Raw genomic sequence first — 14,027 nt, 5'->3', positions numbered from 1 at the left:
GTACATTTATCCCATTGTTAACAATTTTACGGAACACACATCATGGAGAAATTTCCCAAATCATCCAAACTGGATCACGTTTGCTACGACATCCGCGGCCCGGTTCACAAAAAAGCCCTGCAACTGGAAGAAGAAGGCAACAAAATCCTCAAGCTCAATATCGGTAATCCGGCTCCGTTCGGTTTTGAAGCGCCCGACGAAATCTTGGTTGACGTCATCCGCAACCTGCCGACTTCACAAGGCTATTGCGACTCCAAAGGCCTTTACTCCGCACGCAAAGCCATCGTCCACTACTACCAAACCAAAGGACTGCTCGACGTTACCGTCAACGACGTTTACATTGGCAACGGCGTCTCCGAATTGATTACTATGTCCATGCAGGCGCTGCTCAACGACGGTGACGAAATCCTGATTCCCGCACCGGACTATCCTTTGTGGACCGCCGCCGCAACACTGGCAGGCGGCACCGTCCGCCATTATCTATGCGACGAAGAAAACAACTGGTTCCCCAACCTGGCCGACATGGAAGCCAAAATTACGCCTAAAACCAAAGCCATCGTCGTCATCAACCCCAACAACCCGACAGGCGCGGTGTACAGCAAAGAAATCCTGCTCGAAATCGCCGAATTGGCACGCAAACACGGCCTGATTATTTTTGCCGACGAAATTTACGACAAAATCCTCTACGACGACGCCGTACACCACCATATCGCCGCGCTCGCCCCCGACCTCCTGACCGTGACATTCAACGGCCTCTCAAAAGCCTACCGCGTTGCCGGATTCCGTCAAGGCTGGATGATACTCAACGGCCCGAAACATCATGCAAAAGGCTATATCGAAGGCTTGGACATGCTCTCGTCTATGCGCCTTTGTGCCACCACACCCATGCAACACGCCATTCAGACGGCCTTAGGCGGATACCAAAGCATCAACGAATTCCTCCTCCCCGGCGGCCGCCTGCTCGAGCAACGCAACAAAGCATGGGAACTGGTCAACCAGATTCCGGGCATATCCTGCGTCAAACCCATGGGTGCATTGTATATGTTCCCCAAAATCGATACCGAAATGTACAGCATCCACGACGACATGAAATTCATCTACGACTTACTCGTACGTGAAAAAGTCCTGTTCGTCCAAGGCACAGGCTTCAACTGGATACGCCCCGACCACTTCCGTATCGTTACCCTGCCGCCCGTTCATCAAATTGAAGAGGCCATGGGCAAACTCGAACGCTTCCTGCAAAACTACCGTCAATAAACCTAAACAAAGAGGCCGTCTGAAAAAGCAAACCGCTGTTCAGACGGCCTTTTTAATCGAACAGCAACTTGGCAAAGCCCGCCGACATGCGTATAATCAACCCTTCCTATCTGGGGGCGATCTTGGTTTCGACGGGGGTTGCAAAGCAGATGCGGGCATACCGGGGTCTCAGATTTCCCGTTAAACACTGAATCAAAATAGTCGCAAACGACGAAACTTACGCACTGGCCGCTTAAGGCCTGCCGTTGCAGCAGTTGGTCAATGGGCTGTGTAGCGCAAGCTACCGCAACGTCATTCTACATTGACTGGTTTTCTGTCGGGTTACTTGGTAGGAAACGAGATTTAAGGTAACTGGTTCCCTGAAGGCCTGTTGGTCGGCATGATGGGGACGAGATTCTAAATAGACACAACTAAGTATGTAGAACGCTCTATAGAGGACTTTCGGACGGGGGTTCGATTCCCCCCGCCTCCACCAGATTTGAAGCGCAAATTTTTGATTTAAAAAGGTTTGCGCTTTTTTATAAACTTAAAACAGGCCGTCTGAAACGTTTCAGACGGCCTGTTTTTGTCTCAAATATCTGAGTGAAAAAACTTTTTCTTTCGATACATTGCCAATAGTGCTTTGCTTTAAAAAAGATTTCAGCCTTACATTTTTCTATCAGATTTCATATTCATTTTACGATGCGGCCTAACCGTTACACTCAATGGCAGATGATCTGACAAATGTTGCCAGTCTTTACTGTTGTGGATTTCAGAATCGATGACATCAAGGTTGCGCGTGTAAATGCGGTCGAGACTGAGGATGGGTAGGCGCGAGGGGAAGGTTTTGGGACGTTTGCCTGTATTATCGACAAATACTTCGTTCAAATCTAATGCTCTGCCCAGCTCACGCGCTGATTTTTGCCGCCAGTCATTGAAATCGCCGGCAATAATCAAGGGGCTGTCAGGGTTGATGTGGCGGTCGACATAGTCGCTGATGGCGCGGTATTGTTTGAGGCGGTCTGGCTCGCGCAGATTGAGGTGGACGCACAGACACACCAGCGGGTCTTCCCAACCTTCGGGCACGACCTCGCAATGCAACAGGCCGCGCTGTTCGAGTTTGTTGACGCTGATGTTGAGGTTGTTTTCCGTTTTCAGCGGCAGGCGGCTGAGAATGGCGTTGCCGTGGTGTCGTTTGGGATAGACGGCATTTTTGCCGTAGCTGCGATGATAATCGAGGCTGTCGCCGATGATGTCGTAATGCGGTGCATCGGGAAAGTCGGTACGGCGGCTTCTGTTGAGATGTTGTCCTTGGACTTCTTGTAAAAACAAAACATCCGAACCCAATGCACCCAGCGCGTCAGCCATGCGGTTGACCTGCACTTTGCGGTTGAGTGCGGACATGCCTTTGTGCATATTGTAGGAAGTAATGGTAACTGGACGGGGAGACATGATGTGTGATGAAGCGGTTTATTTGTTTCAGTATAGCACCGGAGCGTGTGGTTTTACGGCAATTTTGGTTATACTTGTTTAAAGAATAAAACAGCGTTTTGACAGGGAATTTCCCAATCAAAACGCCTTCTGTTTTTCAGACGGCCTTGCGTCCGAATCAGTTATTGATTACTTCAACATTGGTTTCAAAAGTAACAGTGTGCTGATATTTAGATGCGGTTTTGCGTTTTGGATAAGGATATTTGGAAACGCTTTTCACTGCACGTTCGTCCATTTCAGGATTGCCGCTGGATTGAATGATATTCACGCGGTCAACGTTGCCGGCAGGAGTTGTGAAGACATCCATCAAAACGGTTTTAACGCTGCCGTTTTGCGCTTTCATGGCTTCCAGAGTTTCGGTATCGGCTGCTTGTGCAGTACCGAATACAGCGGCAAACAACAGGGCTGAGGCGAGGAGTTTAGTCGTTTTCATGTTTTAGTCCTTATTAGGGTTGTGGTTAGGTTTAAATATTTCAGACGGCCTGATTGATCGTTATTTGAAATTCAAAATCGGCCAACCTTTTGCTTTGGCTTCTTTTTCCAGCTCGGCATCTGGATTGATGGCGACAGGTTCGTCCACGATACGCAGCAACGGCAAATCGTTTTTGGAGTCGCTGTAAAAATAAACCTTACCGTAGCTTTCAAAGGTCTCACCACGCTCGGCAAGCCATTGGTTCAATCGGGTAATTTTGCCTTCTTTCAGGCTGGGCGTACCGACATAGTTGCCGGTATAGCGGCCGTCTTCGCCGGTTTCAAGCTGTGTGCCGATAACATTGTGAATACCGAAAAGATGGCAGATCGGGGTAATGATGAACTCGTTGGTCGAAGAAATAACCAACATTTCGTCGCCCGCCATTTGATGGCTTTGCACCAGCATACGCTGCATCGGGGAAATATACGGAACAATATATTCGGCCATAAACTCGCGATGAAACTCAGCCAATTCTTCCTTGCTGAATCGGGCCAAAGGCGCGAGATGGAATTTGAGGAAGGCATCAATATCAAGACAACCGTTTTGATAGTCTTGGTAAAACTTTTCATTTTGCGCCTCAGTTTCAGCCGCATCGACTATGCCTTTTTTAATCAGGTATTGCGGCCAGGAGTGATCCGAATCGGTATTGATCAAGGTATTGTCGAGGTCGAAAATGGCAAGGTTTTTCATTGGGTTTCCTGTTGTTTTAAAAGCTGGCGCAAAAGCGGCAAAGTAATGCGCTTGCCCATCATAACGGCATAGTTGTCGAGGGTATCGAGCATTTGCATCAGGCTGTCCATATCGCGCCGCCAATGGTTCAGCAGGTATTCGAAGATTTCCGGATCGATGGTTACCTGACGGGCGGCGGCCATGCTGACAAGCGCATCGATTTTTTCCCGGTCGGTCAACGGTTTGACTTCGTAAACCAGGCAATACGCCATGCGTGTGCGCAAGTCTTCACGGATAACGAGCTGCTGCGGCGTATATTCGGAACTCAAAAGCAAAAAGCCTTTGCCGCTGTTGCGGAAGCGGTTGAAGATGGCAAACAGTAAAGCCTGTTCTTCATTATTAAGCTTTTCGATTTGGTCAATGGCAAGATATTCTGCATCTAGCGCGGCTTCTGTCAGCGGCGTGGCAGCGGCATCGATATAGATAGCATTTCGTCCGGCATCGAGTGCCTGGGCGACCCATGCCTGCAAGAGATGGCTTTTGCCTGCGCCCTCTTCGCCCCAAACATAGATAAATTGCCCATGTTTGTGCTGCAACACATACACCAGCTCGGCATTTTCTGTTCCCAGAAATTTGTCGAAGCCGGGATAATCATGGCTGGCAAAATCGAAGATGAGCTGGTTCACAAAGGCGCACCGGTTAGGTTGAAATCGGCTTTATTTTACGTTGTTTTGCGGTTCACCATCAAGGATAAAGGCCGTCTGAAGCCTATACCTGCAACATATCTGCACTTCTAAACAGCTTACGGCATTGGTTTTATTCCGCTTTGGTTTTACAATGTCGAACTTCTCGCCGAAACATTTGTCTGTTCTTTTTCAGACGACCTTTTTATTTGGGAACCCTAGTGATTTCTACCCTTATTGATTTCATCCTCCATATCGACCAACACCTTGTCCACCTCTCCGCCCAATACGGCCCGTGGATTTACGCGATTTTGTTTGTTGTAATTTTCTGCGAAACCGGTTTGGTCGTAACGCCATTTTTACCCGGCGACTCGCTGCTGTTTGCCGCCGGCGGTATTGCGGCCATCGGCGGCATGAACATCCACGTCATGGTATTGCTACTCTTAGCAGCCGCCATTTTAGGCGATGCGGCCAACTTTATGATCGGCAAGTATTTTGGACAAAAACTATTTGCCAATCCTGATTCCAAAATTTTCCGCCGTTCGTATTTGGAAAAAACCCATGCGTTCTATGAAAAACACGGCGGCAAAACCATCATCATTGCGCGCTTTGTGCCGATTGTGCGGACGTTTGCGCCATTTGTCGCAGGCATGGGCAATATGCACTACGCAACGTTTATCCGTTACAACATTATCGGCGCAGTGTTGTGGGTATTGTTATTTTCCTATGCAGGCTACTTCTTTGCCAATATTCCCGTCGTCAAAAACAATCTGGGCTTAGTCATGGCGGCAATCATCGTGATTTCGATTTTACCTGCGGTAGTCGAAATTATCCGTGCCAAACTTAACGCCAAAAAATAACAATCAATCGAAAAGTTTGAAAGTTTAAACACATCAAGGAATTGTCATGCCGTTGCTGTCTATTGAGTTTGCGGTATTCTTTATCGTATTTTTGCCGCTGTACTGGGCATTTGCACGTTTGCCGCAAGTTCAAAACGTTTTACTTTTGGTTGCCGGTCTGGGCTGGCTTTACCGTATCGAACCCATTTTTGCCGCACTGATTTTGGTTTACTCGTCTGTGGTTTACCTGATCAGCGTGCTGATGTTTTCTGAAAACGAGAATATCCGCAAATTTTGGCTGGGTTGCGGTATTTCGGCGGCATTGACTGTTTTGTGTTTCTTCAAATATTTCGACTTTTTCCGCCCGATTATTCAGCAATATATGGAGCAAAGCGCCATCATCGACATCCTTTTGCCTTTGGGCTTGTCTTATTACACTTTCCAATCGCTGGCTTACTTGGTGTATTGCTACCGCGAGCCTAAAGGAGACCGTTTTGAATGGCACGAGCTCCTACTGCATCTGAGCTTCTTCCCCACCATCACATCCGGCCCGATTATCCGTGCGGCCGCTTTTAAAAGCATAGACGGCGAACAAGCGGGCGCATTGGCGCAAATCCGCACCAAACAAGCACGCCAACTGATTTATCCGGCGTTGGCGGTCGGCCTGATTGTGTTGGGCATTGCCAAAAAATGGTGGCTTGCCGGCGTATTGGCGGAAGGCTGGGTATCGCCTGTTTTTGAAAATCCGGCCCAGTTCGACGGCTGGGGCGTGTTGTCTGCGATTTATGGCTATACCTTCCAACTCTTTTTCGACTTTTCCGGCTACTCGGATTTGGTCATCGGCTTGGCCATGCTGCTCGGCTTCCAACTGCCGAAAAACTTTGCCGCGCCGCTTCGCGCCATCAACATCCGCGACTTCTGGGACAGATGGCACATCAGCCTGTCCACTTGGATTCGCGACTATATCTATATCCCTTTGGGCGGCAGCAAAAAAGGCTTCGGACGTACCCAGCTCAATCTGATGATTGCCATGTTGCTTTCCGGCATTTGGCATGGCTACGGCTGGAGCTTTTTGATTTGGGGTGCACTGCACGGTGCAGCCTTGGTATTGCTTAACTGCGGCGACAAAATCGTCGGCCGCAATGCCTTAGGCCGTCTGAAAATCGGCAAGCCGCTCGCCTGGCTGTTTACCTTCCATTTCGTTTGTTTCGCGTTTGTCGTGTTCAACAGCGCAACGCTTGCCGATACGGAAATGCTGTTCAGCGCCTTATTTGCCAATGATAAAGGTTGGAACGCGCCTCTGCCGACCGACCTCATGTTGCTGGGTGCCTTTGCACTGATGCTTTTGCTGTACCCGTATTTGCTTCGCTTATTTGAAGCATCGGTAAAAGGCTTGGACAAACTACCTGCATGGCTGTGGTTTATCCCCATCACGCTTATCCTCGCCCTGATTATCGTCTTCGCCCCGTCCGGCATTCCCGGCTTTATTTACGCCAACTTCTAAGGAGCAGAACATGAAACGCTTTATCTCCCTGTTTGTTTCGATTCTGCTCAGTGCGGTTGCGCTGACGTGGTTTGCCCAAAACTCCATCAATGCCTATTGGCAGCAGACCTATCATGAGAACAGTCCGCTTGAGCCTTTATCCGAATACGCTTGGTGGCGTATCGGTGCGGATTGGCAACAAAAAGCCTACGAATTTTCAGACGGCCTGAAAGCTTCGCTGGAAGCAGAAGACGCTTTGGTTTCGGAAGATTCTGGCATTGAAACAACAGGGCCGTCTGAAAATACGGAAAACATTGAAACATCGGACAATCAAAAAGAGACTGCCGCTTCTGATGCGGCTAACAATACGGATGCCGCCGCCAGCGAGCCAAGCAATCAGGCTGATCAGTCGACAACGCAGGTTGTATTGAAAAAAGGCAACAAAGTTTTCTTTGCCGGCGACTCGCTGATGCAGGGCGTTGCACCCTTCGTACAAAAACACCTCAAGCAAGAATATGGCGTACAATCGGTCAACCTCAGCAAACAAAGCACCGGCTTGTCCTACCCCAACTTCTTCGACTGGCCGAAAACCATCGAACAAACTTTGCAAAAAGAACCCGACATCCGCGTTTTGGTTGTATTCTTAGGCCCTAACGACCCATGGGATTTCCCGATGGGTAAAAAATACCTGAAGTTCGCCACCCCCGAATGGGAAGCGGAATACCTCAACCGCGTCCGCCGTATTCTTGATGCAGCCTCCGCACATGATGTCCAAGTCATTTGGCTGGGCATTCCTTACATGAAAAAAGCCAAGCTCAACGAACAGATGCGCTACCTCGACAAAATCCTGTCGGGTACGGTGTCGCCTCAAGCCATCTGGCTGCCGACCGACAAACTGTTGAGCCATGGCGCAGAAGAATATGCCGACTCTGTCAAAGTAGATGGAAAAATCATCCGTTACCGCAGCAAGGACGGCATCCACTTTTCCGCAGAAGGCCAAAAACTATTGGCCGAAAAAATTATGGAAAAAATTAATTTTACACACGATACACAACCATGAAATTAAATAAAACCTTACTCCTCACGCTTCTTGCACTCCCTATGGCCGCCTGTGCCGCCGATGACGGCCTGTTAAGCAACTACAGCTCCAACCGCCCTGCCTGGCTGAACAAACTGCAACAGCTCAACAATACTTCAGACGGCAAATTCCGCATTATCCAAGTCGGCGACTCACACACCGCCGGCGACTATTTCACCGACCGCCTGCGCCGCCGTTTGCAACAAAAATGGGGCAACGGCGGCATCGGTTGGGTTTACCCCAACACCGTCAAAGGCCAGCGCATGGCAACCGTCCGTTACAGCGGCAGCGGTTGGAACACCATCAGCAGCCGCAAATCACACAGCGATTTCTCTTTCGGCGGCATTGAAGCACGCGCCGATGGTGGCAGCGTTACCTTAAGCGCGGCCGACGGCAGCATGGATACGCAACAAATCTCCATCTTCGGCAAGCCCGTTTGGTCCGAGCAAACCCTGATTGTTAACGGCCGCGAAATCCCGGCCAAACAAAACGGCTGGCAACTGTTGCATACCAACGCCTCCCTGCCGATGACCCTCAGCAGCAGCATGCCTTGGCAAATCGGTTTCATTAATATCGAACGCCCCGGACGCGGCGTAACCGTTTCCGCCATGGGCATCAACGGCGCGCAATTGTCCCAATGGTCAAAATGGCGGCCGGGCATGTGGGAAGATTTGGCACAAACCAAAGCTGATTTAATCATCCTTGCCTACGGTACCAACGAAGCCTTTTCCGGCAACCTCGATATTTCCTCTACCGAGCGGACATGGCGCAATTACATCCATCAAATCAAAAACACCCTGCCCAACGCAGGCATCCTGATCCTCGGTGCGCCGGAATCTTTGAAAACCGCCTATGGCAGCTGCGGCAACCGCCCTGTCTTGCTCAGCGAAGTACAACAAATGCAGCAACGCATCGCCCGTGACGAAAAAATCATGTTCTGGTCTTGGCAGGATGCAATGGGCGGCGCATGCAGCATGAAAAACTGGATGGTGCAAGGCTTGGCAGCCAAAGACGGCGTTCACTTCTCCGCACAAGGCTATGAAACTGCAGCCGATAAGCTTGCCGACAGCCTGATCCGCTTTGCCCAATAAATTGGCAAAAGCCTAAGTATTTTTCTCATTCACAGCACAAAAAAGGCCGTCTGGAATTCATATTTCAGACGGCCTTTTGTTGATCGCTTATTCAATAAACTGCTTAATTTTTAAACCAACATATTGCTGCTCATTCGTTGCGTTTGGTTTTCCGTAAAACGAACCAAACTTGCCTGCTTGTCAAAGCCTAATGGCTTGGCGACAAGGCGGTTGGGCAATTTGTTTAAATGGTGGTTGTAGCTTCCGGCCCTGCGGTTGTAAGTGCGACGTGCCGATGCGACTTCTGCTTCTGCAGCATCCAGCATTTCCATCAAACCGGCCAATTTTTCATCAGGATGTTGTTTCAAAAGGCTGTTGACGGCGGTTTGTAATTTTTTCAGCGCATGATTCAATGCTGTTTCGGTTTCGCACAGATGTTTGATCTTGGATTCGGAAAATGTTTTGGCGGTTTGCGCCAATGCGGTTTCAACTTCGACGCACATCTGCTGAACGTTTTGATCCGATGCAATGCCCTGCTCTTGCAGGTGTTTGCTGTATGCATCCAATACATGACGGACGGCATGATGTCGGCAGTCGAGCGCAATGCGCAAAGAGACAAAGGATTCGCGACAGTCTTTTTTGCGGTCTTTCAACTGTTGTTTGAAATACAATAAGACGGCGGCGATTGATACAAAGATAAGTGCAAGACTGATAATGCCCATTGTGAGTTCCCTAGTTATGATGCCACTCATATCGGTGGCTGATTTTATTTACATCGATTATAATCTAATTTCAATATTTTTTCCCAATTTTCATAAAAAAGGCCGTCTGAAATTCAGACGGCCTGAAGTTTATATTTTTATTTCAATGCTTTGACTTGATGTCGATAACCCACACTTCTGATTGCGAACCCAAACGCAGGGGAATGCCCCAGAAGCCGTAGCCCGAAGTAGTGAAGAAATGACCGTTGCCGATTGCCTCATAGCCGTAAGCAAGACGATAAAGCGTACGGACGATAAGGTTGGCGGGTGCGACTTGGCCGTTGTGGACATGGCCGGAGACCTGCACATCAATCGGCAGCCGGGCATGGGTTTCGATTGAAGTAGGACGGTGGTCCATCAATAAAACCGGTAATTGGGTATTTTGACCTTCCAAAAGCTGCTCTGCACTAGGACGCTTGCGATCCAAATCATCGCTCCGCCCTACCAGCAACACACCATTCACTTCCAAAACCTGATTGGCCAAAACCGTCAAGCCTGCCGCTTCCAATTCATGTTTGATGCGCTTCTGATCGCGGAACCAGTCATGATTGCCCAAAGTGGCATAAACGCCCATCGGGGCAGTCAGCTTCTGCAAATGCGGTTTCATGTTTTCTTTCAGGTACGCATCGACGGTATCGTCCATCAAGTCGCCCGGCAGCAACACCATGTCGACTTGTTCCTGCTTCATGATGTCCGTCAGCTTGTCCAATTGACGCGCGCCGAACAAAATCCCCAAGTGCAAATCGCTGGCCACGCCGATACGCAGCGGCTTATCCATTTTCTTATTGATGAATACAGTCTGATGGCGGACCACGGGCGTATAGGCGTTATACATCCCAAAACCGAGCAAACCGATCACAAACAAAGGCGCAAACAGACGCAGGCTTCGAGAAAGCGGTTGGCGTGCTACAAAACGGCGCAGCAAAAGATACAGGATAAATGTCGCTAACGCGGCATACATCACAAATAGCAAGATTACCATCCAAAACGCCACCACGCGGAACATCATATGCCCCAATTCCAGCAGCAAGCCGACCAACAAGCCGTTTGTAATGAAATAGGAAATACCCATCAGCCAACGCCTGCCGACTTTGCCGATCCAAGGCGCAAACAGCCATTGCAGCGAACGCCCAAGCCCGAATGTAAACACTTGCAACAGAATGACGCTCACAAAAAACATCTTGCCAAACATGCCTTTCCACCCTAAAAAATCACAAGGCAGATTTTAGGCCGTCTGAAACTTTCAGTGTATAATCCCCCGCGTAAAAACCCATAATATTTTGAAAGGAATCATCATGAGCCACCCTCAATCAGCTATTATTCCTGATCACGCACAAGCCGGTATTTTTATCGAAGCAGATATTTCAGACGGCCGCAATGAAGACATCAAATCTGCCTGCCGTCTTTCTTTGGAATCCTTGGCCAAACTGAAAACCCGTTTTCCGAATGATATTTTGGGTTTGACCATTGCCTTTGGCAGCCGCGCATGGCAATCGTTCGGCCATACTGACGAAGGTAGCGAAATCAAACCTTTCCCTGAATTGGGCAACGGCCTTGCCCCTTCCACCCAACACGACCTCTATATCCACATTCAAGCCACCGAGCAAAAAGCCGCCTATGCCTTGGCACAATCCGTATTAAGCGCATTCGGCGACAGCATCCGCGTAGCCACTGAAGAACACGGCCTGCGCCTGTATGAAGACCGCGGCTTGGACGGTTTTGTCGACGGTACGGAAAATCCGCAGGGCGATGACAATGTGCGCAATGTTGCCATTATTCCCGAAGGCAAGCCTGATGCCGGCGGCAGCTATGTTTTGCTGCAAAAATACCTGCACGATTTGAAAAAATGGGATGCCGTTCCTACTGCCGAACAAGAAGCCAGCGTTGGCCGCAGCAAAGAAGCCAATGACGAATTCAGCAAAGACGTACGCCTGCCCGACTCCCATCTCGGCCGCGTCAATGTCAAAGAAAACGGCGTTGGCTTGAAAATTGTCCGCCGCAGCCTGCCCTTCGGCAAAATCAGCGGCGAACATGGTTTGATGTTCACTTCCTATTGCAACACGCTGCACAATATTGAAGTCCAACTGCTCAATATGTTCGGCGATGCAGACGGCAAAACCGACTTATTGCTGAAATATTTGTCTAAAGCCGTATCAGGCGCCTACTACTACGCGCCTTCTGTCGAACGTTTGCAAAATCTTTAACGGCTCAAAGGCCGTCTGAAAAAACCTGCCTTTTCAAAGGCAGGTTTTTGTTATTCAAATCCCATTAATATTTTTATGGTATCATCATAGAAATTGATTCCATTATTGCTTCATAAACCCTGATTGCAGACAACGATAAAAACTGATACGCCCCAGACAGCTATTTTCGATAAAATAAACCCGATTATTATCCTATAAAATTACGACACCATGTATAAATCCCGCCTCCTTCCACTACCCGTATTGATTCTCTCCGCACTGAACGCCTATGCGGCCAATACGCCGAATCCGCCTGATCAAATCGATAAAAACGTATCTAACCAATTCGACAAAGACTTCCGCGACAATCTCGACCAGATTCATTCGGTTGAAATCCAAAAACGCGAGCAGTCGGCATGGGATTTACAGAAAAAACAAGATAACGACGCGGTTGCACAAGAGGTGCCGTCTGAAAACAATATCGAATGTTTGGATTACACCGGTATCGAACTTTCCGGCATTACCCTTATCGATTCCAAAAAGATTGAAGCCAAGCTCCCCAAATGCATCAATCAAAACAACATCAACCAACTGAACCGAGACATCGTTGCCGAGTATATCGCTCAAGGCTATCCGCACACGCAAATCAAATTTGAAACCACGCCCGCGCGTGTTTTGAAATTGGCCGTCATCGAAGGCAAAATCCGTGAGATTACCGGCGGCTCCCGTACAGTCAACGTCGACACCCTCTTCCCCAATCATCAAGGCAAACCGCTGAACATCCAATACCTTGACCAAGGTATCGAACAGGCAAACCATGTTGCCGGCAACAACGTCAGCATCGATGTTTATCCGCATGATGACGGCACCGCCTCTATCCAACTCAACAACGATGCCGAAAAACATTGGGGCGGCAGCATTACCATCGACAATAAAGGCAGCAAACCCAATACTACGACGCTACGCGGCAGCCTGAATATTGGCAGCCCGTTGGGATTGAGCGACTCCCTTTATCTAAACGGCTACACCAATCTAAACAACCACGACAGCCATTACAGTCGCGGTGGTAGCCTGTTCTACCAAGTTCCTTATGGCGCATGGACATTCAGCACTTACGCTGCCGCGTCGAAATCGCAAAGCATCCTAACGCCCAGCGTAACGCGCTATGCTTACCGCTCCAAATCCAAAGCGGCAGGAATCAAAGCAGACCGCGTATTCTCACGCAGTCAAAAACACATTACCTCCGCCTATGCCGGTATTGATTATGTGAAACAGACTGCAAAATTTGCCGACAGCAAACTGGAATTGCAAAGTCCGGAAATCTATTCGGCACAAGTCGGCCTGTCGCACACGGCCATCCTGCCAAACGGCATTTGGCTCAACAATATCGGCGTGGAACAAGGGTTTGCGAAAAATACCGAACACACACCGTTCGACAAACACTATACCTCTGTATCCTTGCAAAGCAATTTGATTCAAAACCGCCCATTGGGCAAATGGATCGTGCGCAACCATCACCAAATCGATGCCCAATATAGCCCGCATGATTTGTTTGCCGCCAAAGAAATGGACATCGTCGGTTATCAAAATGTACGCGGTTTCCGTTCGACTTCTTTGAGCGCAAGCAGCGCAGTCCTGTTGAGCAATACCGTTTATTTCCGCCGTAATACGCCTCACGGCATCTATATCGAACCTTATCTGGGCGCAGACATCGGCGTTGCCAAAAATCATCACGAAGGTTCGCAACGCGCCATGGGCTTAGTGGCAGGTTTGAATTTGGGCAAGGCGGACAAATGGCAGCTTTCTGCCGACTACGGCAAAGGTTTTGCGCGCATGCCCAACCAATCAAACAGCGAAAAACAGGATCATGTAACCGTTTCTTTACGCATTCCATTTTAAAATTATGTAAATATATATCCTTTTATCCAATATATAAACCGCTCATCTTAGCGTTATTAATTTCCCATTAATATCAATAGGATGAGCGGATTTTATTTGCATTTGAAATAGTGCACACAAGGTCATACTGGTGGTATGATTGTAAAAATTTCCATACCAATGT

Annotated in this window: 13 protein-coding genes and 1 other RNA gene; 8 read left to right on the top strand and 6 right to left on the bottom strand. The window is 48.8% G+C overall.

The features are described 5' to 3' along the window. Positions 1-42 precede the first annotated feature (42 nt). On the top strand, positions 43-1,257 hold the full coding sequence (locus HMPREF2551_RS05305; RefSeq protein WP_003747157.1) for a pyridoxal phosphate-dependent aminotransferase: 1,215 nt from the start codon (positions 43-45) through the stop codon (positions 1,255-1,257). Between the two features lie 112 nt (positions 1,258-1,369). Beyond that, positions 1,370-1,732, top strand: a transfer-messenger RNA (tmRNA) gene (gene ssrA, locus HMPREF2551_RS05300). A gap of 170 nt (positions 1,733-1,902) precedes the next feature. Here ssrA and HMPREF2551_RS05295 read toward each other — a convergent pair. The 4 genes from HMPREF2551_RS05295 to hda form a co-directional block, all read right to left on the bottom strand. Next, on the bottom strand, positions 1,903-2,688 hold the full coding sequence (locus HMPREF2551_RS05295; RefSeq protein ID WP_070837631.1) for an endonuclease/exonuclease/phosphatase family protein: 786 nt from the start codon (positions 2,686-2,688) through the stop codon (positions 1,903-1,905). 157 nt (positions 2,689-2,845) lie between these two features. Next, positions 2,846-3,160, bottom strand: a complete 315-nt coding sequence (locus HMPREF2551_RS05290) for a TonB family protein (protein ID WP_003747161.1) — start codon at positions 3,158-3,160, stop codon at positions 2,846-2,848. Between the two features lie 60 nt (positions 3,161-3,220). Beyond that, the gene (locus HMPREF2551_RS05285; protein ID WP_070837629.1) at positions 3,221-3,889 is read right to left on the bottom strand and encodes a histidinol-phosphatase; all 669 of its coding nucleotides are present in this window, start codon (positions 3,887-3,889) and stop codon (positions 3,221-3,223) included. After that, complete coding sequence (gene hda / locus HMPREF2551_RS05280) at positions 3,886-4,554, bottom strand: DnaA regulatory inactivator Hda (RefSeq protein WP_070459969.1); 669 nt, start codon at positions 4,552-4,554, stop codon at positions 3,886-3,888. The genes HMPREF2551_RS05285 and hda overlap by 4 nt, the downstream gene beginning before the upstream one ends. A gap of 218 nt (positions 4,555-4,772) precedes the next feature. Here hda and HMPREF2551_RS05275 point away from each other — a divergent pair, with 218 nt between their 5' ends. From HMPREF2551_RS05275 to HMPREF2551_RS05260, 4 genes are read left to right on the top strand one after another with little or no spacing between them, the layout of a single operon-like run. Beyond that, positions 4,773-5,411 carry a DedA family protein gene (locus HMPREF2551_RS05275; protein ID WP_070837627.1) on the top strand — a complete coding sequence of 213 codons (639 nt, stop codon included), beginning with the start codon at positions 4,773-4,775 and terminating at the stop codon, positions 5,409-5,411. A 46-nt stretch (positions 5,412-5,457) separates the two neighbouring features. Next, entirely contained in the window at positions 5,458-6,894 is a 1,437-nt protein-coding gene (locus HMPREF2551_RS05270) for an MBOAT family O-acyltransferase (protein ID WP_070837625.1), read from the top strand. A 10-nt stretch (positions 6,895-6,904) separates the two neighbouring features. After that, positions 6,905-7,933, top strand: coding sequence for a peptidoglycan O-acetyltransferase PatB (gene patB / locus HMPREF2551_RS05265; RefSeq protein WP_070837623.1), 1,029 nt, complete (start codon positions 6,905-6,907; stop codon positions 7,931-7,933). Further along, positions 7,930-9,042 (top strand): SGNH/GDSL hydrolase family protein, encoded by a 1,113-nt coding sequence (locus tag HMPREF2551_RS05260; RefSeq protein ID WP_070837621.1) that lies wholly within the window; start codon positions 7,930-7,932, stop codon positions 9,040-9,042. Before patB ends, HMPREF2551_RS05260 begins: the two co-directional genes overlap by 4 nt. Positions 9,043-9,152: 110 nt before the next feature. Here the strand turns inward: HMPREF2551_RS05260 and HMPREF2551_RS05255 are convergent, their stop codons facing one another. Continuing rightward, positions 9,153-9,743 carry a LemA family protein gene (locus tag HMPREF2551_RS05255; protein WP_070837618.1) on the bottom strand — a complete coding sequence of 197 codons (591 nt, stop codon included), beginning with the start codon at positions 9,741-9,743 and terminating at the stop codon, positions 9,153-9,155. Between the two features lie 142 nt (positions 9,744-9,885). Next, entirely contained in the window at positions 9,886-10,974 is a 1,089-nt protein-coding gene (locus HMPREF2551_RS05250; RefSeq protein WP_070837616.1) for a metallophosphoesterase, read from the bottom strand. A gap of 103 nt (positions 10,975-11,077) precedes the next feature. Between HMPREF2551_RS05250 and HMPREF2551_RS05245 the strand changes: the two genes are divergently transcribed. Further along, positions 11,078-11,986, top strand: coding sequence for a Dyp-type peroxidase (locus HMPREF2551_RS05245; protein WP_070837614.1), 909 nt, complete (start codon positions 11,078-11,080; stop codon positions 11,984-11,986). Positions 11,987-12,196: 210 nt separating this feature from the next. Further along, positions 12,197-13,864, top strand: a complete 1,668-nt coding sequence (locus HMPREF2551_RS05240; protein WP_070837613.1) for a ShlB/FhaC/HecB family hemolysin secretion/activation protein — start codon at positions 12,197-12,199, stop codon at positions 13,862-13,864. Positions 13,865-14,027 lie beyond the last annotated feature (163 nt).

The sequence above is a fragment of the Neisseria sp. HMSC066H01 genome, from assembly GCF_001837375.1.
Taxonomy (GTDB): Bacteria; Pseudomonadota; Gammaproteobacteria; order Burkholderiales; family Neisseriaceae; genus Neisseria.
This window is presented reverse-complemented; position numbering and strand designations above follow the sequence as displayed.

Coding starts and splice junctions, on each gene's coding strand:
- HMPREF2551_RS05240 (WP_070837613.1), top strand. CDS start 12,197: ATGTATAAATCCCGCCTCCTTCCACTACCCGTATTGATTCTCTCCGCA.
- HMPREF2551_RS05260 (WP_070837621.1), top strand. CDS start 7,930: ATGAAATTAAATAAAACCTTACTCCTCACGCTTCTTGCACTCCCTATG.
- HMPREF2551_RS05290 (WP_003747161.1), bottom strand. CDS start 3,160: ATGAAAACGACTAAACTCCTCGCCTCAGCCCTGTTGTTTGCCGCTGTA.
- HMPREF2551_RS05285 (WP_070837629.1), bottom strand. CDS start 3,889: ATGAAAAACCTTGCCATTTTCGACCTCGACAATACCTTGATCAATACC.
- HMPREF2551_RS05295 (WP_070837631.1), bottom strand. CDS start 2,688: ATGTCTCCCCGTCCAGTTACCATTACTTCCTACAATATGCACAAAGGC.
- patB (WP_070837623.1), top strand. CDS start 6,905: ATGAAACGCTTTATCTCCCTGTTTGTTTCGATTCTGCTCAGTGCGGTT.
- HMPREF2551_RS05270 (WP_070837625.1), top strand. CDS start 5,458: ATGCCGTTGCTGTCTATTGAGTTTGCGGTATTCTTTATCGTATTTTTG.
- HMPREF2551_RS05305 (WP_003747157.1), top strand. CDS start 43: ATGGAGAAATTTCCCAAATCATCCAAACTGGATCACGTTTGCTACGAC.
- HMPREF2551_RS05255 (WP_070837618.1), bottom strand. CDS start 9,743: ATGGGCATTATCAGTCTTGCACTTATCTTTGTATCAATCGCCGCCGTC.
- HMPREF2551_RS05245 (WP_070837614.1), top strand. CDS start 11,078: ATGAGCCACCCTCAATCAGCTATTATTCCTGATCACGCACAAGCCGGT.
- HMPREF2551_RS05250 (WP_070837616.1), bottom strand. CDS start 10,974: ATGTTTGGCAAGATGTTTTTTGTGAGCGTCATTCTGTTGCAAGTGTTT.